This window comes from Polynucleobacter sp. Adler-ghost (assembly GCF_018688495.1).
Classification (GTDB): domain Bacteria; phylum Pseudomonadota; class Gammaproteobacteria; order Burkholderiales; family Burkholderiaceae; genus Polynucleobacter.
Genome location: NZ_CP061320.1, coordinates 743,685 through 766,731, shown reverse-complemented (window position 1 = coordinate 766,731; position 23,047 = coordinate 743,685). Strand labels below are relative to the sequence as shown.

22 protein-coding genes are annotated in these 23,047 nt (G+C 45.8%); 7 read left to right on the top strand and 15 right to left on the bottom strand.

Annotation, left to right across the window (positions count from 1 at the left end; genetic code table 11):
* Positions 1-9: 9 nt before the first annotated feature.
* The 4 genes from ICV89_RS04025 to ICV89_RS04010 all read right to left on the bottom strand — a co-directional run bounded on the left by ICV89_RS04025 (position 10) and on the right by ICV89_RS04010 (position 4,232).
* Positions 10-2,307 carry a bifunctional (p)ppGpp synthetase/guanosine-3',5'-bis(diphosphate) 3'-pyrophosphohydrolase gene (locus tag ICV89_RS04025; RefSeq protein ID WP_251370941.1) on the bottom strand — a complete coding sequence of 766 codons (2,298 nt, stop codon included), beginning with the start codon at positions 2,305-2,307 and terminating at the stop codon, positions 10-12.
* A 63-nt stretch (positions 2,308-2,370) separates the two neighbouring features.
* Complete coding sequence (rpoZ, locus tag ICV89_RS04020; protein WP_011902918.1) at positions 2,371-2,574, bottom strand: DNA-directed RNA polymerase subunit omega; 204 nt, start codon at positions 2,572-2,574, stop codon at positions 2,371-2,373.
* Positions 2,575-2,619: 45 nt separating this feature from the next.
* Complete coding sequence (gene gmk / locus ICV89_RS04015) at positions 2,620-3,270, bottom strand: guanylate kinase (RefSeq protein WP_215309903.1); 651 nt, start codon at positions 3,268-3,270, stop codon at positions 2,620-2,622.
* Positions 3,271-3,290: 20 nt separating this feature from the next.
* The gene (locus ICV89_RS04010) at positions 3,291-4,232 is read right to left on the bottom strand and encodes a YicC/YloC family endoribonuclease (protein WP_215309902.1); all 942 of its coding nucleotides are present in this window, start codon (positions 4,230-4,232) and stop codon (positions 3,291-3,293) included.
* Between the two features lie 32 nt (positions 4,233-4,264).
* Between ICV89_RS04010 and rph the strand changes: the two genes are divergently transcribed.
* From rph to hemW, 3 genes are read left to right on the top strand one after another with little or no spacing between them, the layout of a single operon-like run.
* Entirely contained in the window at positions 4,265-4,996 is a 732-nt protein-coding gene (gene rph / locus ICV89_RS04005; RefSeq protein ID WP_215309900.1) for a ribonuclease PH, read from the top strand.
* Between the two features lie 17 nt (positions 4,997-5,013).
* Positions 5,014-5,613: an RdgB/HAM1 family non-canonical purine NTP pyrophosphatase gene (gene rdgB / locus ICV89_RS04000; RefSeq protein WP_215310312.1), complete on the top strand. Its 600-nt coding sequence runs from the start codon at positions 5,014-5,016 to the stop codon at positions 5,611-5,613.
* Positions 5,570-6,787, top strand: a complete 1,218-nt coding sequence (hemW, locus tag ICV89_RS03995; RefSeq protein ID WP_371817874.1) for a radical SAM family heme chaperone HemW — start codon at positions 5,570-5,572, stop codon at positions 6,785-6,787. Before rdgB ends, hemW begins: the two co-directional genes overlap by 44 nt.
* A 28-nt stretch (positions 6,788-6,815) precedes the next feature.
* Here hemW and ICV89_RS03990 read toward each other — a convergent pair whose 3' ends face one another.
* On the bottom strand, positions 6,816-7,619 hold the full coding sequence (locus tag ICV89_RS03990; protein ID WP_215309898.1) for an enoyl-CoA hydratase/isomerase family protein: 804 nt from the start codon (positions 7,617-7,619) through the stop codon (positions 6,816-6,818).
* 93 nt (positions 7,620-7,712) lie between these two features.
* Positions 7,713-8,711 carry a tripartite tricarboxylate transporter substrate binding protein gene (locus ICV89_RS03985; RefSeq protein WP_215309896.1) on the bottom strand — a complete coding sequence of 333 codons (999 nt, stop codon included), beginning with the start codon at positions 8,709-8,711 and terminating at the stop codon, positions 7,713-7,715.
* An 80-nt stretch (positions 8,712-8,791) separates the two neighbouring features.
* On the opposite strand from ICV89_RS03985, the gene ICV89_RS03980 reads away from it, so the two are divergent.
* Entirely contained in the window at positions 8,792-10,006 is a 1,215-nt protein-coding gene (locus ICV89_RS03980) for a CaiB/BaiF CoA transferase family protein (RefSeq protein WP_371817887.1), read from the top strand.
* Between the two features lie 71 nt (positions 10,007-10,077).
* On the opposite strand, the gene ICV89_RS03975 is transcribed toward ICV89_RS03980, so the two are convergent.
* The 5 genes from ICV89_RS03975 to ICV89_RS03955 all read right to left on the bottom strand — a co-directional run bounded on the left by ICV89_RS03975 (position 10,078) and on the right by ICV89_RS03955 (position 15,293).
* Positions 10,078-12,180 (bottom strand): alkyl/aryl-sulfatase, encoded by a 2,103-nt coding sequence (locus tag ICV89_RS03975; protein ID WP_215309893.1) that lies wholly within the window; start codon positions 12,178-12,180, stop codon positions 10,078-10,080.
* A gap of 95 nt (positions 12,181-12,275) precedes the next feature.
* Positions 12,276-13,718, bottom strand: a complete 1,443-nt coding sequence (locus ICV89_RS03970; protein WP_215309891.1) for a sensor histidine kinase — start codon at positions 13,716-13,718, stop codon at positions 12,276-12,278.
* 47 nt (positions 13,719-13,765) lie between these two features.
* The gene (locus tag ICV89_RS03965; protein WP_215309889.1) at positions 13,766-14,440 is read right to left on the bottom strand and encodes a cytochrome b/b6 domain-containing protein; all 675 of its coding nucleotides are present in this window, start codon (positions 14,438-14,440) and stop codon (positions 13,766-13,768) included.
* Positions 14,437-14,898: a diheme cytochrome c gene (locus ICV89_RS03960; protein WP_251370905.1), complete on the bottom strand. Its 462-nt coding sequence runs from the start codon at positions 14,896-14,898 to the stop codon at positions 14,437-14,439. Before ICV89_RS03960 ends, ICV89_RS03965 begins: the two co-directional genes overlap by 4 nt.
* 11 nt (positions 14,899-14,909) lie before the next feature.
* Positions 14,910-15,293: a DUF1924 domain-containing protein gene (locus ICV89_RS03955; RefSeq protein WP_371817886.1), complete on the bottom strand. Its 384-nt coding sequence runs from the start codon at positions 15,291-15,293 to the stop codon at positions 14,910-14,912.
* A 237-nt stretch (positions 15,294-15,530) separates the two neighbouring features.
* Here ICV89_RS03955 and ICV89_RS03950 point away from each other — a divergent pair, with 237 nt between their 5' ends.
* Entirely contained in the window at positions 15,531-16,112 is a 582-nt protein-coding gene (locus ICV89_RS03950) for a hypothetical protein (protein WP_215309884.1), read from the top strand.
* Positions 16,113-16,242: 130 nt separating this feature from the next.
* On the opposite strand, the gene ICV89_RS03945 is transcribed toward ICV89_RS03950, so the two are convergent.
* From ICV89_RS03945 to ICV89_RS03930, 4 genes are all read right to left on the bottom strand, one after another.
* On the bottom strand, positions 16,243-17,931 hold the full coding sequence (locus tag ICV89_RS03945) for an amidohydrolase (protein ID WP_215309883.1): 1,689 nt from the start codon (positions 17,929-17,931) through the stop codon (positions 16,243-16,245).
* A 99-nt stretch (positions 17,932-18,030) separates the two neighbouring features.
* Positions 18,031-19,152 (bottom strand): choloylglycine hydrolase family protein, encoded by a 1,122-nt coding sequence (locus ICV89_RS03940; protein WP_215309881.1) that lies wholly within the window; start codon positions 19,150-19,152, stop codon positions 18,031-18,033.
* Between the two features lie 46 nt (positions 19,153-19,198).
* A complete protein-coding gene (locus tag ICV89_RS03935; protein WP_215309879.1) occupies positions 19,199-20,029 on the bottom strand; it encodes a hypothetical protein in 831 nt (276 codons plus the stop codon).
* A gap of 18 nt (positions 20,030-20,047) precedes the next feature.
* On the bottom strand, positions 20,048-20,848 hold the full coding sequence (locus ICV89_RS03930; protein ID WP_215309877.1) for a hypothetical protein: 801 nt from the start codon (positions 20,846-20,848) through the stop codon (positions 20,048-20,050).
* 455 nt (positions 20,849-21,303) lie between these two features.
* Between ICV89_RS03930 and ICV89_RS03925 the strand changes: the two genes are divergently transcribed.
* Entirely contained in the window at positions 21,304-22,548 is a 1,245-nt protein-coding gene (locus tag ICV89_RS03925; protein WP_215309875.1) for an integrase arm-type DNA-binding domain-containing protein, read from the top strand.
* Positions 22,545-23,018 carry a hypothetical protein gene (locus ICV89_RS03920; protein ID WP_215309873.1) on the top strand — a complete coding sequence of 158 codons (474 nt, stop codon included), beginning with the start codon at positions 22,545-22,547 and terminating at the stop codon, positions 23,016-23,018. The genes ICV89_RS03925 and ICV89_RS03920 overlap by 4 nt, the downstream gene beginning before the upstream one ends.
* Positions 23,019-23,047 lie beyond the last annotated feature (29 nt).

Here is a 23,047-nt window from a genome sequence, read left to right as displayed (position 1 = left end):
TACAGGAGCTTAGCTAACCCGTACGCGGGTCACACGCATCACATCATGGTTCGCACGCAAACTACGCATGACTTTAGAGAGGTGCAGACGGTCTGATACTTGAATAGTGAATCGAATTGTGACGGCATCTTCTTTGTAGCGATCATCCATGGATACATTCATGATGTTGGAGTCTGCAGCAGTCACACTACTTGCTACTCTAGCCAATACGCCTTTACCTTGGCGTGTATCAATTGCGAGGTCCACCTCAAACTCCCGATTAACCTCTTTGCCCCACTCAACCTCTACCCACTTATCACTATCCTTGGAGAGCATTCTGAGGGCTACTTGGCAGTCATTAGTGTGGACCTGTAAACCCTCACCCTTACCAAGATAGCCAATGATGTTGTCGCCCGGAATCGGATGGCAGCAAGTTTGAAAGCTAATTGAATTGCCTTCGCGACCATCCACCAAAATAGCCTGACGCTGATGGTGGTGTGAAGCTATCTCTTGTTGAGGTGAGACCCAATCTGCTGCGCCCAAGCGCATTTGATCAGAGCCACCCTCATCATCAATCAAAATCTTCAAGCGAATTGCCAGCTCTTGAGAGGATCTACGGCCCAAGGCAATGTTGACACAAGCTTCTTCTCGCGTTTTATCGCCAGTCCAATGCAATAACTTTTCCCAGAGCTCTGGCGATAGTAGTCCAGCATCAACTCCCTGCTGACGTAATGCGCTAGCCAAAAGACGTTCACCTAACTGCAAAGACTCGGCATAGTGCTTGGTTTTGAGTGAATGACGAATCGATGCACGGGCTTTACCCGTCCTCACAAATGCTAGCCAACCTGGGTTAGGTTGGGAGTTCGCAGATGTCACTACCTCAACAATATCGCTGTTCTTTAGCTCGCTACGCAAGGGCAACTGCATGCCATTAATCTTGACTGCTACGCAGGTATTACCTACATCACTATGAATGGAGTAAGCAAAATCGAGAGCAGTAGCGCCACGTGGCAAGGCTCTAATCTGCCCTTTCGGCGTAAAGACATACACCGCATCTGGGAACAGATCAATTTTGACGTGCTCCAAGAATTCTTGAGAGTCACCACTGCTATCCTGAATATCAATTAAAGATTGCAGCCATTGATGAGCACGGTTTTGCACCTCGCTAATATCGGGACCACCATCTTTATAGGCCCAGTGCGCAGCAACACCCGCTTCAGCAACCGCATGCATATCGCCAGTACGTATCTGAAACTCTACTGGTACTCCGGATGGACCCAATAGTGTCGTATGCAAAGACTGATAACCATTGAGTTTAGGAATCGCAATGTAATCCTTAAACTTCCCAGGCATCGGCTTATAGAGTGCATGCAATATGCCGAGCGCACGATAGCACTCATCAATCGAATGGACAGTGACCCTGAAGGCGTACACATCGAGCACTTGAGAAAAGCTCAATTGCTTGTTGCGCATTTTGTTGTAAATACTAAAAAGTGTTTTTTCTCGACCTTGTAAATCAACTTCGAGATTCACTTTTGCAAAGGCCATTCGAGCGTTCTGCAAAATCTTCTCTACCATCTCTTTACGATTACCGCGCGCCCGCTTCACTGCATCCTCAATCACCCTAAAACGCATTGGCATGGAGTAACGAAAACTCAAGTCCTGTAAGTCGCGGTAAATGATATTGAGACCTAAGCGGTGCGCAATCGGAGCGTAGATCTCAATTGTCTCAGCAGCCACTCGGCGACGCTTTTCCATTGGGACGGCATCAAGCGTGCGCATATTGTGCGTACGATCAGCAAGCTTGACCAAAATGACCCGAACATCGCGCGCCATGGCCATAAACATCTTGCGAAAGCTTTCAGCTTGTGCCTCAGCGTGACTTTGGAATTCCAGCTTATCGAGCTTAGTTAGGCCCTCTACGAGTTCAGCCACTTTGCTACCAAACTTACCAACTAGGTCTGCTTGAGTACAACCCGTATCCTCAATCACATCATGCATTAAGGCTGCCATGATGGAAGACGCGTCCAATCGCCAAGTAGCACACAGTTCAGCAACTGCTACAGGATGGGTAATATAAGGCTCACCACTATGGCGGTACTGCCCAAGGTGAGCCGCATCAGCAAAATGAAAGGCTTGCTTAATCAAGACCACTTCATCAGGCTTGAGATAGCCCAGTTTAGAAATCAATCCATCAATCGAAACAACTTGATGCTTTAAGGGTAAGGTAGGCGCAGAAGTTGGGCCAAAAAGGTGTCTACTCGACTGAGCCAACAAAGTCGCGATGATGGAAGAGTTTTCGCTATTAGCGATCTCTTGAGGCGAGATCTGACCTTTGAGTTCCGATGTGTTTGGGTCGCCTAAGGGGAGCTCCACAACGGAACCCCTGAATTACAAAGGTACTTTGGTCAACATGTCACGGTCGGTTACACCAGCAGCAACTTCACGCAACGCAACTACAGTTGCTTTATCTCTGGACTCAACACGTGGGGAGTGACCTTGAACTAATTGACGTGCGCGATAAGTCGCGGCCAATACCAGCTCAAAACGATTGGGGATAGTTTTTAGACAATCTTCTACAGTAATACGGGCCATGCTGGACTCACTTAAATTTAGCTTTAATACCCATAGGATAACTGATTAGACTCCGAGGCGCTTCAAAAGCGCAGGGTTACGCGCCATAATCGGCCCTGAGCGCAGGCGGCTGGCAGCAACTACATGCCGCAAATCAATTAATGCCCGCTCAAAATCATCGTTGATCACGATGAAATCAGCCTCATGAGCATGCTGGAGCTCTAAATGCGCTGCAGCCAATCTTCTCTGAATGGTGGCCTCATCATCCTGACCCCGTTTGCGCAGGCGCTCCTCTAGAGCTTCAAATGAAGGTGGGAAGATAAAGATCCACTGCACTTCAGGAATGATTTGACGAATCTGCTGTGCGCCCTGCCAGTCGATTTCTAACATCACATCGCGCCCGGTTTTCATCTGAGTCTCAATCCAGGCTTTGGAAGTACCGTAAAAATTACCGTGCACTTCAGCGTGTTCTAAAAAATGACCTTGGTCACGCTCCGCAATAAACTCAGCCCTCTTGATAAAGCGATAGTCCTTTCCATCCACTTCACCCGGTCTTGGTGCGCGAGTTGTTGTTGAAAGTGAAAGCTTAAGGGCTGCGTCTTCTTGCAATAGAGCATTGACTAGAGAAGACTTACCAGCGCCAGAAGGCGCAACGATCATCAGCATACTGCCTTGATAGGCGGGCGAGAGATTGGGTTTAGTTTTCGGGCTAGCCATAGTGATTATTTAAATATCAATTACTCTAAATTTTGCACTTGTTCACGCATCTGCTCAATCAACAGCTTGAGCTCTAAAGCAGCTTGCGTGCATTCTTCTGAAACAGATTTGGAGCTCAAGGTATTGGCTTCACGGTTTAATTCCTGCATCAAGAAATCCAAGCGCTTGCCTACCGGACCTTTGCCTGCTAAGGCGGTGTCCACTACTTGAAGATGGGTCTTTAAGCGCGCAAACTCTTCCGCCACATCGATACGGACTGCATAGAGCACAACCTCTTGTCGGATTCGCTCCATCAGCTCAGTGCCAGACCCGCCATTACCCTTTCCTTGCTCTTGGGCAGCTAAGGCCTCAGATAGACGCTCGGTGAGTTTTTCTTGATACTGGGAAACGTAAAGGGGAAGCTTTGGCTCAAGCACCTTCACAATCTCCCGCATCTTGCTAGTGATATTGCTTAGTACTGTAGTCAAAGCCTTACCTTCGGCATGGCGACTATCCATTAGGGCAGCTAGAGCAGCGCGCCCAGCTTCAACGGTAGCGGTAATCCAGCCTTCTTCCTCACCCCTCGGCTCGGAAACAATTCCGGGCCAACGCAAAATATCAGCGATACGCAACGCTTCTGCATTCGGAAAGGCTACTTGAGCATGTTCTTGCAGGGTATACAGCGCATCTAGGCGGTCTTTATTTAAGGCGCCCAAGGCATGGGGGTTTGCTTTAGCTGCTCCAGCGGCACCCGAATTAACACGCCAAGCAGCTCGAAACTCGACCTTACCTCGAGAAAGGCTTTGCGTAGCTAGCTCTCGTAAGGCAGGCTCGGCCCCGCGACACTCGTCCGGAAGACGAAAGCCCAAATCCAGAAAGCGGCTATTTACAGCCCGACATTCCACTTGCAGATCAGCCACTACGCCAGCTCCTAGGGAGACTTGGCGAGAAGCGCTGCCATAACCAGTCATGCTCGATATCATAGGGACATTGTAGATCTTTAGGACAACTCCCCATGACTCAGCCCAACATCACCCGCCCCAGTGGCCGCACCCCAACCCAATTGCGCCCTGTGAGCATCAGCCGCGCTTTTACCAAGCATGCGGAAGGCTCTGTATTGATTGCGTTTGGCGATACGAAGGTACTCTGCACAGCCAGCGTCCTGGAAAAGGTGCCTCCCCATAAAAAAGGCTCTGGTGAAGGTTGGGTTACAGCTGAGTACGGCATGCTCCCCCGTTCCACCCACACCCGCAGTGACCGTGAAGCCGCTCGTGGCAAACAATCTGGTCGCACACAAGAGATTCAGCGTTTGATCGGCCGTGCGATGCGCAGTGTCTTTGATTTGAAAGTTTTAGGTGAAAGAACAATCCATTTAGATTGCGATGTCTTACAGGCCGACGGTGGAACACGAACCGCATCGATTACCGGTGCTTATGTTGCAGCTCGTGATGCGATCAATACCCTGCTTGAAAGTGGTGCCCTGAAAGCTGACCCCATCATCGATAGCGTTGCTGCGATTTCTGTTGGCATCTACCATGGAGTTCCCGTCCTGGATTTGGATTATCCAGAGGACTCCTCTTGCGATACCGATATGAATGTAGTCATGACTGGCAAAGGCGGCATGATTGAAGTGCAAGGTACTGCTGAGGGTCCTGCTTTCTCCCGCACCGAATTAAATGCTTTATTAGATCTGGCCGAAGAAGGTATCCGTGATTTAACTCAGCTACAAAAAGAAGCTTTCAAATAAAAGCTTAAAGGTCGATGGTGCAAAAGCTCGTTCTCGCCTCTAACAATGCTGGCAAGGTCCGCGAATTTCAGGAACTCCTGGAGCCCTTCCATTTTCAGGTCATTCCTCAAGGTGAGTTGGGCATTCCGGCGGCGGAAGAGCCGCACTACACGTTTGTTGAGAATGCGCTTGCTAAGGCCCGCCATGCCAGCGCTGCGAGTGGCTTACCTGCACTCGCGGATGACTCCGGTATTTGTGCCCATGCATTAGATGGAGCGCCTGGAGTGCATTCAGCGCGTTATGCAGGGCTTGATGGCGATAATGCGGCCAATAATCAGAAGCTGGTTGCAGCCTTACAGGGCAAATCTGATCGTGGAGCGCACTATGTTTGTGCTCTTGTGATGGTCAATAGCGCTAAGGATCCAGAGCCACTCATTGTGCAAGCCCGCTGGTATGGGCAAGTAATTGACAATGCTCAGGGTGATCGTGGCTTTGGTTATGACCCCCACTTTTTTATACCAGAGCTAGGCAAAACTGTTGCCCAATTAGAGCCTGCTGAGAAAAACCAGATTAGTCATCGAGGCCAAGCCTTGCTTGAACTCATTACTCAACTCCAAATCCGTGCTCAATACACTTAATTCTATTTTGGCTACGCAGCCAAAACTCACTGCCCTACCCCCGCTGTCTTTGTACATTCACTTTCCATGGTGTGAAAAGAAATGTCCTTACTGCGATTTCAACTCACATCAAATTAAAGATGGCAAGCAAGGCTTTGATGAAGCGCGTTATATCAAGGCCCTCATTACTGATCTAGAGACTGAGCTCCCTCGCATCTGGGGTCGTCAAGTGCATAGCATGTTTATTGGCGGCGGCACGCCAAGCTTGTTATCTGCCAATGGCATGAATGAACTCCTTTCGGCCATTCGGGCACGGGTGAACCTAGAGCCCGATTGCGAGATTACGATGGAAGCTAATCCAGACTCAGTGGAGACCGATAAGTTTGCTGGCTTTGCTCAAGCAGGAATTAATCGCGTCTCTTTAGGCATTCAGAGCTTTCAGGATGCGCAACTTAAAGCCTTAGGACGCATCCATAATGGCGAAGAAGCCAAGCACGCTATTGCGATTGCTCTGCAACACTTTAAATCCGTTAATCTCGATCTCATGTTTGGCTTACCCAATCAAAGTCTAGAAGCCGCAAGATCTGATATGGAAATTGCCCTCTCGTTTAAGACTCCGCATCTATCCTTTTATAACTTAACACTAGAACCAAATACGTACTTCGCAAGCTTCCCTCCAAAGCTTCCCAGTGAAGATGAGATTGATGCGATCTTTGAGCAGAACTTGAAACTTCTTGAGGCTTCAGGCTATCGACGCTATGAAGTGTCTGCTTATGCCAAAAAAGATCAGGAGTGCAAACATAATCTCAATTATTGGCGCTTTGGTGATTACATCGGAATTGGCGCAGGTGCACACGGGAAGATTTCCTTCCCTGACAAAATTACAAGGCAGGTACGAGAACGTCATCCAGAAACGTATATGCAAGCGATGGAGACCAAGGGCAATGCCTTAATCGAAGCGAGAGAGATTTCGGCCAAAGATCTCCCTTTTGAATTCATGCTCAATACCTTGCGCCTGACTGATGGCGTAGACACCGTTACATTTGAAGAGCGTACCGGCTTGCCACTCAATGTAGTCTCAAAAGGGTTAGATGAGGCGAGTAAAAAAGGTTTATTAGATCCCAATCCCAACAAGCTCAAAGCAACCGAACAAGGATTGCGCTTCCTCAACAACTTACAAGAGCTGTTTTTATAAAAACTGGGTACTTGTCTGGAAATTTAAATTACTTGCCAGTCCAGGTGGGCGGCTTACCATCCAAAAATGCAGCAACGCCATTCTTAAAATCGTCACTGCCATAGCACTCACGAATGAGATCGCTGCAATCGGGTAAATTATTTTTGATGATTCGTGCAAGAGTTTGCTTGCTAGATTTTTGCGTGATTGGCGCCAAACTCATTAAGCGCTCAGCCAGCTGATTTGACTCATTCTCAAGGGCTTGGGCGGGATGGGTGGCCAAGAGATAACCTTGTTTAAGTAGCTCGGGTGCAGTCACCAACTCTGCTAATAAGAGCATGCGCTTCACGATATTGATACCCAAGTGCGCAACGAGCCAGGCAACGTTGCTAGCAGATAAACAGTTACCCAGTGTTTTGGCAATCGGCACTCCGAAACGCGCATCAGGTGTAGAGATTCTGAAATCGCAGCAACTAGCAATTGCAAGACCCCCGCCAACCGCCATCCCATCAATAACTGCAATCGTTGGAATAGGCAACATGGCTAAAGGTGCGAGATAAGTATCAATACCCTCTTCATAACGAATACCATCTTCACCAGAACTAAAACTAGAGAACTGAGCGATATCACTTCCCGAGACAAAAGACTTACCGCCAGCACCTCTCAAAATGGCAACTCTGGCCGAAGAGCTCTTAACCAAATCCTCGCAAATCGATTTCAGGCTTTGATACATTCCTACTGTCATTGCATTGCGCGCAGCAATATGGTCAAAAGTAATGTATGCAATGTGATTGCGAAGCTCTAAACGCACTTCGGCAATACGATCTGGGGTGGAGTCTATGGTTGTTGTCATGGAATAAAAAACCCTCCCTCATTCAAGAGAGAGGGTTGATGAATACTATAGCCCAATTAGCTAAGCTAGTTTGATAAAAAAACAGGAAATCAATTATTCAGCCTTGATATTCAAGCTCTTGACCAAGCGCTGATACTTCGCCAACTCACCTGCGAGAAACAAATTAAAGGCTGCTGGCGTTGCTGGACCTTCTGGTTGTAAGCCTTGAGCATCCAATGTTTTCTTGATCTCCGGATCATTGGTGGCTGCTTTTACGGCTAAATCAATCTTATTGACGACTGCAGGATCCATGCCTTTGGGCCCCATCACGGAATACCAGTTTGTCACATCAAAGCCAACAATACCCACTTCATTAAATGTAGGAACGTTCGGTAATAAGGCTAAGCGTTTCGGAGTAGAGATTGCCAAAGCTTTCAAATTACCTTGACGAATCTGCTGCAAGTTTGGCGGCAAGGTATCAAAGTTCATTGTGATTTGACCGCCCAATAAATCAACAATCGCCTGACCGCTACCTTTATAGGGCACGTGATTCATTTCTACGCCGGCAATCTTCGAGAATAAAGCGCCCGCTAGATGCTGGGTACTACCGATTCCTGAGGAGCCATAAGTCATCTGACCTGGGTTTTGCTTGGCCAAAGAAATCAATTGCGCCACCGAGTTCACTGGCAGAGAAGATTTAACTACCAACACGTTTGGTACATAACCTAAATAGGTGATTGGCGTGAAATCAGTTGCTGGGTTGTAAGGTACATTCTTCAGAACAAATGGAGAAATCGCATTCGAGTTAGAGTGGCCCATGAGTAGGGTGTGACCATCTGGACTAGATTTGGCGACGAGGTCTGCACCAATCGTTCCGGCTGCACCCGATTTATTTTCAATCACGACGCTTTGGCCTAAGATTTCACTCATCTTGGGAGCAATAGCTCGAGCCACAATATCCGTGCCACCACCAGGAGCAAATCCGACAATTAAGCGAATGGGTTTGCTTGGGAAGGCCTGCTGAGCATGAGCAGTCAATGACAAAGTGCTACAGATACCCAGTGCCAAGAAAGCGAATCTGCGCAAAATCCGTTTGGGGGCTTGATTGATCATACGGTCTCCATTTTTTGTTTTATATTCAATGCTGTAAATGAACTTTGCAATATAAACATATAAAAACTATTGAGACAATGATGAAAACACCTATCAGCAAGCCTTTGCCCTTGGCTGGCGTTCGAGTTCTTGACGTAAGTCAAGTAATGGCCGGCCCTTACTGCTGCATGTTGTTGGCAGACTTAGGTGCTGATGTCATCAAAATTGAACCGCCTGGCACTGGAGATCAAACTCGCGGGGCCATGGGATTCAAGATGAAGGGCTCAGACAGTATGGGCTTTCTAAACATGAATCGCAATAAACGCAGCGTCACGCTCAATCTCAAAACAGAAGCCGGGAAAAAAGTTTTTTTTGAGCTCGTAAAGACCGCTGATATTTTGGTCGAGAACTATCGTCCCGGCGTGATGAAAAAACTGGGGATCGATTACCTCTCCCTGAAAGATCTCAATCCAGGACTGGTCTATGCCAGCATCTCGGGATTCGGACAAACAGGCCCATGGGCAGATCGCCCTGGCTTTGACCTGATGGCACAAGCTATGTCTGGTGTTATGAGCGTTACAGGTTACCCAGATGGTCCTCCTGTGAAAGCGGGTGTTCCAGTGGCAGATATTGGTTGCGCCCTTTTTGCGGTCTATGGAATTTTGTCAGCCTATATTGGTAAGACTAAATCGGGTGAAGGGCAATTTATTGATGCCTCCCTATTTGATTCTGCTTTGGCGTTTTCGATCTGGGATACAGCCCAATACTGGGGCACCGGTGTTGAGCCCTATAAGTTGGGCACAGCAAACCATATGAGCGCACCCTATCAGGCTATGAAAGCCGCTGATGGTTATTTTGTAATGGGCGCCACCAATCAAAAACTCTGGAAGCTCCTTTGCGACAAGATTGATCGACCAGAATTATTTGAAGATCCACTTTTTAGAACCAATCCATTACGTCTCGCCAATCGCTTGATATTGGCTGCTGAGCTAGAGAAGACATTTATCACCAAAACTAGTGAAGAGTGGGTGGATCTCCTATTGGCAGCAGGTATTCCAGCTGGGCCGATTAATACCTACCCCCAAGCATTTGATAGTGAGCATGGGCAGCATCGCCAGATGCGTATGGAGATTGATCACCCGATTGAAGGCAAGGTTCCCAATATTGGCTTTGCAGTGAAGATGATGGGTACTCCTCAACAGGTTTCTCGTCATCCCCCCTTGCTCGGTGAACACACCAATGAGGTACTTAAGGAATTGGGTATTGCAGGACAAGAACTCAAAGCACTGGAAGATGGTGGCGCTTTCGCGGCCTGAGGTACTTACTGTTTCCGGAAAATGAAATAGGCTCCTAAGAGCCCATTTTTTATATTCACTTAAGACCCAACTTAAGCTCCATCGGAATTAGCGATTGGAGGAGCTTCAAACGGGTCTTTGCTCGGTTTAGCGGGAGGTGCCTTTTTAGCTTTTGTACCAGGCATCAATTCAAAATCTGGAGTAAAAGTAGTCATCGTGCTTCGCAGTTGCTCAAATGCCTTGCGATCACCTTCAAACTTCGCTTTACCCTCAGCCAATAGTTTTTCAAAAGTAGCTTGCCCACCCATGACTTTTTCTAAGTCGCTGCGATTTAAGGTAATAGTCAAATGGGGATTTTTATCCTGATAGCCTTTGATATTACTTAGCGCAGAATTACTCATCTCGACGACAAACTTTTCACCGTTATCTGGCGTACTGAGGTTGATAGTGAACCTCATACCGGCCGCTTTTTTACTGTCCATACTGATGGCTAAGGCATTTAGCCAAAGCTCTGTAGTCATTGCCTTGATCATGTCAGGGCCATTGGTCTTTGGTGATGCGCCAGAAGGCATGCCATGACGTAATTCATAGGCGGCACCTAAGAAACTATTACGTACGCTTGGGCTTTCTTTTTGATAGCCAATTTGTTCAAAGATATCCGCTAGCAAATCTTTGGCGGCGGTGTTGTTTGGTTCTGCATAAACCAACTTATTTACGATCTCCATTGCTTCACGGTATTTGCCATGCTGATAGAGTTGCCTGCCCTTGGCCATGATCTTGCCTGAACCACCCATCATCTCTACGTAGAGTGGCGCAGAATCTTTTGGCGACAAAGGGATCAAGGTAGCAGGATTCGCATCCCAGTAACCCAAGTAACGATTAATAACAGCGCGGCTATTGTGCTCCTCTGAGCCATGGTAGCTGTGTGCAGCCCATTGAGACTTTAGGCTATCAGGCTGCTTGTAGACGTTATGTACTTCATTGATGGTCACACCGTTGTTTGCTAAATGAAGAACCTCATTATTCAGATGTGCATAGCTATCACGTTGCGTACGCATCACTTCTTGCACGCGATCATTACCCCAGCGCGGCCACGAATGGGAAGCAAACATCACTTGTGCCTCATTGCCATAACGATATAAGGCATTGTTGATGTTCTTGGACCAAGCCAAAGCATCACGTACTAAAGCGCCACGCAAGGTATAAATGTTATGAATAGTCCCCGTAATATTTTCAGCAGCCCAGAATGCTTTGAGCTGCGGGAAATAGGTATTCATCTCGGCAGGCGCCTCGGTACCGGGCGTGTTTTGGAATTCCATCTCTACACCATCCACCGTCATTTTTTCAAAAGGCTCATTTATCAGAATGGTTGGCTCAATTAGACCAAGGTTACCGGCTGCAGTATTTTTACCAATCGATTGGTCAACGTGACCAAATGGGCTACGTGGCAATAAAACGCCGTACTGAAAATACAAGCGACGTGTCATGGCATTACCCGCATAGACGTTCTCTGCTACGGCGTGATCCATAAAACCAGCTGGAGCAATAATCTTCACTTTGCCACTCTTCACGTCTGCTTCATCCACTACGCCGCGCACACCACCAAAGTGATCAGCATGGGAGTGAGAGTAGACCACTGCAACTACTGGGCGCTTACCTAACTTCTCATTAACTAACTCTAAAGCTGCTCTGGCAGTTTCTTTTGAAGTTAATGGATCAAAGACAATCCAGCCGGTATTTGTTTTGACAAAGCTGATGTTGGATAAGTCAAAACCGCGAACTTGATAAATCTTTCCTGGCACGACTTCATAGAGGCCGTAGCCCATATTCAGAATCGCTTGACGCTGTAACGATGGGTGAACACTATCAAAGTCCTTACCTTGTAAGAGGAAGTCATAACTACCCATATCCCAAGCGACATTGCCAGCATCTGCCATGATGGTTTTATAGCTAGGAGCCGCAATGAATCCCCTCTTAGACTCTTCGAAGTCGCGCTTATCTTCGAAAGGCAGTGTTTTACGTAAACCGTTTTGCAATTCAACAGTAAATGTGGAGGGCGCTTTGCCCTTAGTATCAAAATGCTTTCCTTGCATTGCGCCTGGGTCAGCAACGACTCCACCGCCTCCCGCAGCAATAGCGGAATTGCCAGTAATCAGGACAATAGTTAGGGCAAGAAGCGATAGTTTTGTTTTCATAAAAGCCTTGGATTGAAGCGGAAATTGGTAGAGAAGCTATTCTGCGAATGTAAAGATAGGTCTGCCTTTGGGCAATTAGCTATAGAGCTAATATCTTAGCCCTGAATAGATGGCAAGAAGACAGTAAATTGTGCGCCGCCACTAGCTGAGTCTTCATAACGAATGTAGCCACCATGACGAGTGACAATATGCTGGCAAAGCCACAAACCCAAGCCCATACCGGAGCGCTTATTACTGCTCGAGAGTAATTCAAATAGATGGTCTTGAACAGCAGCAGAGATACCACCGCCACTATCCGCAACGAGTAGATTTACTCCGCCAGGGACATCCCGACTTTCAATGCGTAGCATTCGGGGAGATCGAGCGGATTCACTCAGAGCCTGGATGGCGTTATTAATCAGATTCAGAAGCACCTGCTGAATCTCACCGCGATTCACATTGATTAAAGAATGTGAGCCAAGATCTAGAACAACTTGAATAGTCTTCGCCTGAATTTCTGGCTTGGTAATTTTGAGAACTGACTCAATCAGCTCCACAATATCAATACGCTCCACCCCAATCTTCCCATCTGAAAACATGGATCGAAGCGATTGGATAATGCTGCTTGCCCGCCGATTATCTGCTAGTAATGCAGTCAATACCTCTTGATTTTGCTGAGTAGTCAAATTTCCATCCGACAACTTCTTTTGTAGAAACTGGATATTGAGCTGAGATGCGCCTAGGGGCTGATTCAATTCATGTGCAATAGAGGCCGATAAGGCACCTGTTGCTGCTGTCTTGTTTGCCTTCAGCAGACTGGTAATTAAGTTCTCACGCTCAATCAGAAGGGACCTAATTTCATCATTCTCGCTTTGCGATCTTGCATTCGCTAGCGCAACCTTTTCGGCCCAATAGCCACCAAGCGCAATATAGGACAGTGTATTGACGACCAATTGCGCAATAGTCAAAAGAATAAGCAATTGTGGAATCTGCTCAACTTGACGAATAGTAAAAGTATTCGAAGCCAATACTGCTAAACGGGCTATAGCAAAGATTAACTCGATGGCCGTAGCGTACTGCAAATACATCAACTGCCGAGAGGGACTTGCCCCCCTCTTGCGTCTTAGCATAGTGATCTGCCACGAGAAAAATATGATGCCAAGGGTGCACATAAAGGCTGTCCGAAGTTCATAATTTCCGTATAAACGAAGAAATTCGAAAGCTGGCACAAAAATAAGCGCAGAAAGTACAAAGCCATATTGCATGGGCTTGCTAATTGGGCCATTAAGGGATTTACAAAATAGCAGCTGAAAAATAGTCGCCACATAAAACAGGGAGTTGGCAACCGTAAAATTAAATTCAGGCTTTTCTATATCCTTGAGAACTAGAATCCCGCCACCAAAAATAAATAAGGCGATAACGCTCACCACTAAGGATCCCATCCAATATGGATTAGGCCTCAGATCACTTTGAGATCGGTGATAGTGATACACACCCAATAACAAGCCGAGCTGAATCGTTGCAAGAATGAAGAAATAAAGGGCGATCAGCAGCTTCATACCATCTATCGTACAACGATCATCAAACCAGACAAGAATGACTCGATCTACTGAGTCAGACTAGGTAAGCCGCCACTCAGGATCAGGTAGAAGAAGTAAAGCGTACTGATAAAGATCAAGGAGCCAATCAGGTATTGTGGATACCGAATCCCCTGCTCTGGCATACCCTGTTTTTTACCATTTACCATGGATCTGACCAGATTCTGTCTTTCGATCAAGCTCATGCCAATGGCCGCAATGATGTGGATGATGACTAAGCCAAGCGCCAAACTGGCAACTGCTTCATGAGCCTCTGATACAAAGTTACCTAAAAATTCTTTAACCGATAGATAGCCAGTAAAGCCAATCAACAATATGAGTAACATCAGTGCAAACATGACCAAACCACCCGCTGGATTGTGGCCAACATCATGATGAGGATGACCACGTAACATTGCCATAAAGTGCGCAATGACTGCCTTAGGACTTTTGAGGAACTGACTAAATCTAGCGTAACGTGTGCCAATAACGCCCCATACCAGTCGAATGAGAACTAGCAGGCATGCGGTATATCCAAAGGCATAGTGAATCATGGCCCAGCGCTCACTCTCTGAGCTAAGCCACGCACCTGTAAAACAAATTACCAGCAAGCAATGAAACACCCTCACCGGCATATCCCACACCAGAATGGATTGCCTTACTTTGCCTGTAGCGCCAACTGCGTCATTCAGGGGATGATTCATTTCGCTGGGACCTTAATATTTTTCTCACTAAAGACGCCATTGGCAGCATCAATATGGCAAGCGCCACAATTCGCTGGGCTCTTAATACTTGCGCGCTTCCAAACCTCAGGCCTCACCTCATCATGCTTACGAATAAACCAGGATGTTTTGGTGATGCGGTTTTCTGGGGCGGTCTCGCTGTACTTTGATCTAGTAGTCGCATTCTTCACTAGCCAGTTAGTCAGCTCAGTCTGGGTCTTAGGATCCACGCTAGCATCGGTACCGAAGTGCTTTGATAGACCAGACATGACATTCCTCCAACTCTGCTGACTTAAGAGTGCTGGCGGATATGCCATATGACAACTTGCGCACTCTGCCTCATAAGAAGCCGGCATATCGGTAGGCGTTGCCATTTTTCCTGCGAACGTAGGCGAAGATATCAATAGCAAAAAGGCGCTAATGAATATAGTTTTTTTCATTTTGATGGGGTTCATTTAACAGTCATCAGCCAAGAGAGAACATCTGCTTTTTCTTGCGCAGTACAGTCTCTTCCGACTACATCGTTGCAATTGCGCTTAAACCATTTCTCTACTTTGGCTTCATCAGTAAAGCGTGCTGGATTAGCGCTAGGTGCCAACGGCTTAATAAGCTTCCCAGTAACAATATGTTTGGTGTCGTGATTAGGGGGATTTTCATGGCAGGATGCACAACTCCATTCCTTGCCATGCTGAATGTTAAAGAACCGCTCTCCGCGAGCTGAATTTGCTTTCCCAGACTGAGCTTCATAGGATTTCAGCAAATCTTGCGGCGTTCCTGCGCTAACCGCAAAGGCCATACCCATGAATACAAACCCTGAAAGTAACTTCAAAAACATATCTGCTCCTGTTGACGCCATTTACTAAGTATGTGCCTTTTAAAAGACTGAAGATTGCGATAGATCAATAAAAAGTGTGAAATTAGGCCCTTTTTAGCCGAATTCGCTCTGAAAATTCATTCTGATTAATTGCATGAGTAATACAATCTCCATAATTGTTAAAACAACCATATTTATCAATTACCCCACTATCACTCACAGGTAATGTGATTCAATTTATTAAGGATTAATGCTGTTATGAAAAAAATACTCATCGTTGTCGTTCTTGCTGCTATCGCTATCGGCGCATACTTTGTTCTTAACCAACCAAAAGCTCCAGTTGCTGCCGTAGCTGCTCAAGAGAGCGCCCTCATTTATGACGGTGAAGTCATCAAGATTGATGCTGCAACCCGTACAGTGACTCTCAAGAATCAAGATGGCGAATCAACTATCGTTGCCGGCCCTGAAGTAAAGAACTTCGCTGAGATTAAAGTGGGTGATCGTTTTGACGTTGTATATGAACTCGCTGTTGCTATTGAGTTGGTTAAGGTGAAAAACCCAGGTACAACTGGTGAGCAAGTTACTACTGCCACTACTACTGCCCCACAAGGTGATAAGCCAGGCATGATCACTACTAACACTATTACTGCTACTGCTAATATTGAAGCAATTGATGCGGCTAAGAACATCGTTTCTTTAAAAGGTCCTCAAGGAAACATCTTCAAAGTTAAAGTTCAGAATCCTGACTTAATGAAAGATATTGCTGTAAACGACCAAGTTAAAGTGGTTTACACAGAAGCGATTGCTGCAGTTGTCAGCGCTCCGGCTGCTAAGAAGTAATGCAATAAAAATTTTCTAGTTACTAGAAAGATAAAACCCCAGCAAGTGATTGCTGGGGTTTTTATTTGATGGAGCCTACCTCCGCAACAGCACAAAGGAGTCCATCAACTTTGAGTACTAATCTACCTAACTAGGGGCGACCATAAAGATCTTTACCATTCTTAATGGTCTTCACAATCTGAATATCCTTAATTTCCATTGGGTCTACTTTCATTGGATTGCGATCAAGAATCACCATATCCGCAAGTTTTCCAGCTGTAATAGTGCCCTTTAATGCCTCTTCTTTGTACTGATATGCAGGCACAGCAGTAAAGCCACGTAGCGCTGTATAGGGATCAAGGCGCTGATCCGGGCCTAAAGTACTTCCTCCATAGGTCTTGCGATTAACCGCGGTCCAAATCGTAAACAATGCACTTGGCCCTGATGATGGCGTGTCATTATGAAGTCCAAATTGCACACCTTTTGCTTTAGCCAAATTGAGTGGAACCATATTGTTAGCTCTCTCGTCCCCCAGAATCCGTTTGTACACGTCCCCATACATCCAGATGTGGTTAGGCATAAATTGGGGCAAGATTTTATTGCCTTTGTATTGGTCGAGTTGATCATCACGAACAAAGAAGGAATGTGAGATTACTGATCTGCGGTCTTCAGTAATACCCGTTTCTTTTATTGCCTTGGTAATTCCAGAAAGTGCCATATCAATACCGGCATCCCCATTGGAGTAACCGAAGTACTGGATATTTTTTTCATAGGCTAATTTGGCATACTTATCAACCAAATCCTGAGAAGCAACAGCCATCCCGCGCCAATCTTTTGAAAAACCTGTGTTATCAGTGTAAGGCTTCGTGAAATAGGCCAAACGCAATTGTGGTGCGCCATCTGTAGAAACCAATATTCCAGCAACCTTAAAGCCGCCATCACCCTTGGTATAGGCTCCAAATGGATAATTTTTATTGGTTGCAAGCAATTGATCAACCACATCATAGGTGGGCAACGCAATCAGGTCTACGCTGATCACATTACGATCAACTGCTTGGCGCATATTGCTAATATCTTGAATCGTAGTTTCATAGCTTTGCGCAGTAGTGTATCCATTTGAGACATAGATCTGTTCGGCTTTGCGATAAGTTTCCATCGTTAAATCTTGGGAAGACTTACCGAATACCTTCGCTGTTGCCTCGAAATTTGGATCACCAATCAACTCACCAGTAAGCTTTCCTGTCTTTGGATCAACGGGCAGCATGCCTTGCGTCACTTTAGTGGCTTTGGTAAATCCTAGCTTTTTTAGTCCCGTAGTATTCACAATCCCAGTCAAGGTAGAAATGTTATTAACAAATACTGGCTGATTAGGAAATGCTGCATCTAACTGAGCAATGGTTAAAGGACCGTCGGTAAGAAAAGCGTCTGCATACTCTGCGCCAATAATCCAACCATTAAATGGCCTTGCTTCTGCTTTCAAGCGGTCTATTAGCTGCTTAGTAGTTTTCGGCGGATTTTTGGAAAAGTACCCCAGATTGACAGCGAGAGTGTTCTGAGCAATCAGGGTAAAGTGGCCCCAGGCATCAATAAAGCCTGGCAATAAAGTTTGACCTTTTAAATCCTGCATTACTGGATTAGCGCCGGCTCCATTTAAAGCGTCTCGCAGATTACCGACATAAGCGATCTTCCTGCCCTTCACTACGACTGCTTCAACATACTGTGGCTTATCACCCTCCATCGTCAGGATGTCACCATTGAAATAAATCACTGCATTGTCGGCAAAGACCGGGGTGGCTAGCGAAAGAAAAACTGCAGAGAAAATAATTTTGAGGATACGCATAAATGGCCGATGTATTAAGGTTTTGAAATTTTCATGAACAAATAAACCTAGTTTGATGCACTAAAAAATAAACCACCCGAAGGCGGTTTATCTACTAATTTATTTTAAGAGTTCTGTTGTCAAATCGTTTTTTGGGTAAGGCAATTTATCCACTAACCAGCTTTTTGTTTTTCCAGATTTAAACATTTGGTTCAAATCAATCTCGATAAAGTTGGTGCGACTTGCATAATTAGCAATCTTCATCTTGTTATTTTTTAAATCCTTCAGATTGATCCACTGCGTGTAATCAGAGACTATCTGCTTGCCATCAGTAGATCTTGCAACCCCCATAGGAATGTCCACATTATCTAAAATATGACCCGTTAACGCAACAGCATCAATGCTATTACTAGGCTGATAGGCAAGCTGCCTGAGATAAGTGGCTCTGACAAAACGCGATGGTGGAGTGTAATCCGCTGGCAAGCCAATCAAACCACCGCCCTGTCCTAACTCAGTTACATTAACGTTGCCAACAGTCACAGAGGGGGTAGCAGTTGCTGTCAGTGACAAATAGTTTCGTACGTTATTCAGGTGCCAGTCATAGGTTGGGGCATTTGTTAAGACGCCTGCTAGATTATTGTGGATGACCATTTGGCCTTTTACAAACTCAATCACGATACTCTCGCCACTTCGATCAGTTAAAACAAAATGCAACCATGGCGGGGTTGGTAAACCCTTTACTTCACTTGGATCAAACCAAACTTTATATTTTGGTAATTCATTACGCAGCTCTTTGACTGTAGCAAACATCCCCAAAATAAAGCCGCCTAAATTAAGAATCGAAACGTAGTTTTTATCTTGCGGGCTGACTGTCTGGTATTCAGTAAAGCCTGGCAAGAAGTTTCCACTAATCGCTAGACCAGCTTCATTTTGACCTTCTAAGTAGGCAGGTGGTCCTGGTAGGATGGCTGGTGAGATACCTGCAAATCCATATTTACTCGACAAACTGCTTGCAGGTAATTTCATTGAACTAGGCGCAGTTAACGCGATAGCTGTACCTTTGGGATTGACGGTTAACTGCCACTTCATATCAAAAGCCCACTCCATTGTTCTACCCGCAACAACAGAGCCATCTTTTGCAGTGATATTCACAGCAGTACATGCCTCACTCAAAAAGGGAGCAAATACTAAGGTTAGTGAGAGTGATGTAGCAACAATTTTATGAGCGATGATTTGTTTCATATGAGTCCTTATATAAAGTCTGGTGTCAGCCTTCAAACGCTTTTGTTTATTTCAAAATGACCAAAGTTGCTGTGGCACGAGCGCCCCATCCTGACGGACCGCCTGGAGTATTGCTAATGTAATACATAGGGCCAGCGGCAAACTGCAAAGGTACGCCATCAAATACCATTAATTTCGATACGCCGGCATATAAGGGGTTGGAAGTACGATGCGTATCGTAGTTATATTGCGCCTCCATATTCACGGTATAAGTAAATGCGTCCTTGTTGGTGAAAGCGACAAACGGTTGGCCATATAAATTGTTTTGCGTGCCAAAGCTTGGATTGCCACCTACACTCCAAGACTGATAACCTAGCAATCCATAAGTCCAGGGACCATGACGATTGAGAATTACACCCGTCACACCAGCACCTGTTTGTTGGGAGCCAAACTTGCCGCTATTGCCCGAGGGAGATACAGCATAGGGACCCATCCCCCAGATCCACGATGAATTAGTGTTGGGTGCATAGAACGATTCCACCGTAACGCTAGCAATGCCATAACCCGAAAATGATTGTCCATTCGCAGCCTGAACACTGACCTCTCTTACACCGGCAACAATCGGACGAACAATAAAAGTATCTCCGCCACCAAGATCAAATGGGGTTACCGGCTGAAAGAGCAAGGTCTGCTCTGAACCCCCCTGATTTTTACCAACACCACGACTAAATTCGTATTGCAGTGGCACCGAAATCATATTGGCAATCGGGTTGGCTAGTTTTTTAGCAATGCCGACCTTATCCACACCCCCATCAGGGGCGCTACTGCTTTGAGCAGCTACTAGACTAGACAATGTAGTCGCTGCGATAACGACAAGAATACGTTTGAATGTTTTCATGGGATCAGTGATTCAGAATCAAAATTTAAAAGTAATGGCAGCTTGCGGACCTTGCATCGTGGTCTTTTGCAAAACACCACCAGCCTTCATGTCGTAATACAACGCGCGATACGTCAATGACGCATCAATCAAGCTGCCAAATGATTTACCAATGCCAGCCATTACCTGCCATGTCAAATTCGTAGTACCACCACCACTGCCAATATCGGCATAGGCAGGCAGATACCAACTTGAGTCAGCGATACGGTAACGACCTTTAGCACCGATGATAGGATCGACCGTCGAGGTTTTCTTTGAAATCGTTTCTTTTTCAGCGGTACCAATTAAATTGCCGTTTAAGGTAGCTGTAATATCAATTGCCCGAGCTCCCAGCAAGGCGTCAACATATACGTCCCGTGTATTAGCAAGCGTATAAGTTGCGGCACCAGTTAAAACCGTTTGCTGCAGCGTAATTTTGTCTGCTACGGTGGCAGCGCCGCCATATATGGGAACTGATCCTGAATGTTGCAACGTAGCTGAAACAAGATCGCCCATAATGCCCCAGTTACCCTTATGCGCTTCAGCAGCCATCATTGCGCCAGACTTCAGATTGCTAAGGACATTGCTCGAAGAAAAATCAGCAGTTTTCGCAAGGCCATTATCAAAATTTATAGTGCCTTTAATTGCAGGCGCCCATACATAAGGAGTAACTTCAAAGCGCCATTCTTGCGAGACTTTTGGTAGTGGATTTGATGTATTACTATCTTGAGCAAACGCTGGTGTAGCTACGATTAAAGTCGATAAAAAACCGACCAGTGTTCTTTTTAAGAATATTTGCATCCCTACCCCTTTGAATTTATGTATTAGTTACAGTTATTAGATATAGTAAGTACTTTAGTACTGTCTAGGACGTAGTTGTCAATATTTTTGAAGTTTATGGCCTGCCCAGCACGATTCGAACGTGCGACCTACTCCTTAGAAAGGCGCGGACTTATTTCTTACAAGCGTCTCTAATTGGCCGATAGCGGACCCTCAGTGCCAAAAGAAAAGCCACCCCGCAGGATGGCTTTGGTAACGATTTTGGTAACAAGGCTGTTGTGTTGCCACAAATCCTTGTAATACCTATTTATTTGGCGGAAGAGGTGTGCGACGAATTGGGTTTTACAGAGCTTCACCACAATCTATAAATCACCTTTAAACCCAATAAATACGGGTACTTTAAGTTACAGCACTTCATAGCACCACACCAAAAGCTACGGTAAAATTGGGTACTGGCGTGGGTACTGGAGAACTTAATGGCTGCTGAAAAATTACTAACTGAAGCCGCATGCAAAGCTGCAAAAGCTAAAGCAAAGCTCTACTATTTAAATGATGGTGCTGGGCTGCGTTTACGCATCCGTCCCGATGGCAGTCGCACGTGGATATATCGCTATCGGCTTGGCGGCAAAGAGATGTCTTCTGGACTTGGCGCCTACCCAAAAGTTACTTTACAAATCGCGAGAGCGAAGATTGATGAAGCCAGGCAGCACGTTGCTAAGGGCGATAACCCGTCTACTGCCAATCGAGTAGCAAAGGCAAACCAGATAATCAAGGGCGAGGCCACCTTCGGTGCTATTGCTAGGGAATGGCTTGCGCATAATGAATCCGAATGGAGTGCGCATTATTACGAGCGAAACAATGGGCTATTAAAGCGCTACCTACTGCCAGACCTGGAGAGAATGCCAATCGATTCCATTCAAGAGGCATATCTTTATACGATCATTAAAGCGTCCTACGACAAGGGTACAAAGGAATCAGCGCGTAGAGCACGTGGAATAGCAGCGCAAATATTCTCATATGCAAGAGCAACTCACAGGGGAACTATTAATCCAGCGCGAGATATGGCTGACAACCCCTACTTTAAAAAGCCGCCAGTTAAGCATTTTTCTGCCCTACCCCAAAACAAAGTAGGCGACCTGATTAATGCGCTGAATGTAACTGGTATTAATCAAAAACTTGATCTCAAGACTGTTTGTGCTTTACGCCTAGCGCTTTACACTGGATTAAGGGATAACTCCATCCGCGGCGCTCTGTGGAATGAGATTGATTTTGAGAATGCTACCTGGACTATACCCAGCACGAGAATGAAAAGCGGTAGAGAACATCAAGTCCCACTTCCATCACAGGCAATTTCCGCCCTGCTCTTAATCAAGCCACTAACGTATCGCGATGGCAATAACTACATTTTCCCAGGCAGAGGCAAACATAAAATTATGTCAGAGAATACTTTACGACTTGCCTTACACAGACTTGGGTTTGTAGTAACGGCACATGGTCTGCGATCCTTAATTACAGATGTTTTGAATGAAAATAGATTTAATCCAGATGCTATTGAGCGTCAACTAGATCATTCAGAGAAAAATAAGATTCGCAGAGCTTATTTGCGCTCCAACTTTATGGATGAGCGGATCGGAATGATGCAATGGTTTGCTGACTGGTGTGATGCGCAGGCTGCTGGGTTTAGTATGGATAAAGTTACTCAACTAAGGGCAGCAGCGTGAGCCCAGCTGATCAAAAAAAACGTTTTAGGGCATTTGCTAAGCAACTGGAAAATGGAGACCCTCCAACAAAAGAGCAATTGCAGTATTTAATACATGTCTTCCGAGGAATGGGTGCAGGACGTGATCCAGCTAGAATTCTTGGCCTCACTTACGGTGATGGCAAATCAAAACAAGATGAGACATCTAGATCAAATATGGATTTCATATTCCATTGGATAGCATGCGCAACTGACCCTGATATTGATCAAAATGGTCAGCCAATAAAGCCATATTCAATGAAAGAAGCATTTGAGGAAGGCTCAAGGATCGCAACGAAACTCTTTGGTGAAGACTCAGACTGCTCTTATGATCCAGCCTACATAAGAAAAAAGTGGTACGAAAAGAAAAAAATTCATCGAGCAAACACGCTTCGATCAGCGTCTGATAGGGACTCAATTTACGAGTACAACACTCCAAAGAAGAATAAGTAGTACCCGAAACCTGTAAGCTCAAGGAGCAT

Coding starts and splice junctions, on each gene's coding strand:
- ICV89_RS03975 (WP_215309893.1), bottom strand. CDS start 12,180: ATGAAAACAAAACTATCGCTTCTTGCCCTAACTATTGTCCTGATTACT.
- ICV89_RS03960 (WP_251370905.1), bottom strand. CDS start 14,898: ATGAAAAAAACTATATTCATTAGCGCCTTTTTGCTATTGATATCTTCG.
- ICV89_RS03990 (WP_215309898.1), bottom strand. CDS start 7,619: ATGACAACAACCATAGACTCCACCCCAGATCGTATTGCCGAAGTGCGT.
- rph (WP_215309900.1), top strand. CDS start 4,265: ATGACTCAGCCCAACATCACCCGCCCCAGTGGCCGCACCCCAACCCAA.
- ICV89_RS03945 (WP_215309883.1), bottom strand. CDS start 17,931: ATGCGTATCCTCAAAATTATTTTCTCTGCAGTTTTTCTTTCGCTAGCC.
- ICV89_RS04010 (WP_215309902.1), bottom strand. CDS start 4,232: ATGATATCGAGCATGACTGGTTATGGCAGCGCTTCTCGCCAAGTCTCC.
- ICV89_RS03985 (WP_215309896.1), bottom strand. CDS start 8,711: ATGATCAATCAAGCCCCCAAACGGATTTTGCGCAGATTCGCTTTCTTG.
- gmk (WP_215309903.1), bottom strand. CDS start 3,270: ATGGCTAGCCCGAAAACTAAACCCAATCTCTCGCCCGCCTATCAAGGC.
- ICV89_RS03955 (WP_371817886.1), bottom strand. CDS start 15,293: ATGTTTTTGAAGTTACTTTCAGGGTTTGTATTCATGGGTATGGCCTTT.
- rpoZ (WP_011902918.1), bottom strand. CDS start 2,574: ATGGCCCGTATTACTGTAGAAGATTGTCTAAAAACTATCCCCAATCGT.
- ICV89_RS03965 (WP_215309889.1), bottom strand. CDS start 14,440: ATGAATCATCCCCTGAATGACGCAGTTGGCGCTACAGGCAAAGTAAGG.
- ICV89_RS03930 (WP_215309877.1), bottom strand. CDS start 20,848: ATGCAAATATTCTTAAAAAGAACACTGGTCGGTTTTTTATCGACTTTA.
- ICV89_RS03970 (WP_215309891.1), bottom strand. CDS start 13,718: ATGAAGCTGCTGATCGCCCTTTATTTCTTCATTCTTGCAACGATTCAG.
- ICV89_RS03925 (WP_215309875.1), top strand. CDS start 21,304: ATGGCTGCTGAAAAATTACTAACTGAAGCCGCATGCAAAGCTGCAAAA.
- ICV89_RS03935 (WP_215309879.1), bottom strand. CDS start 20,029: ATGAAAACATTCAAACGTATTCTTGTCGTTATCGCAGCGACTACATTG.
- ICV89_RS03950 (WP_215309884.1), top strand. CDS start 15,531: ATGAAAAAAATACTCATCGTTGTCGTTCTTGCTGCTATCGCTATCGGC.
- ICV89_RS03940 (WP_215309881.1), bottom strand. CDS start 19,152: ATGAAACAAATCATCGCTCATAAAATTGTTGCTACATCACTCTCACTA.
- ICV89_RS03980 (WP_371817887.1), top strand. CDS start 8,792: ATGAAAACACCTATCAGCAAGCCTTTGCCCTTGGCTGGCGTTCGAGTT.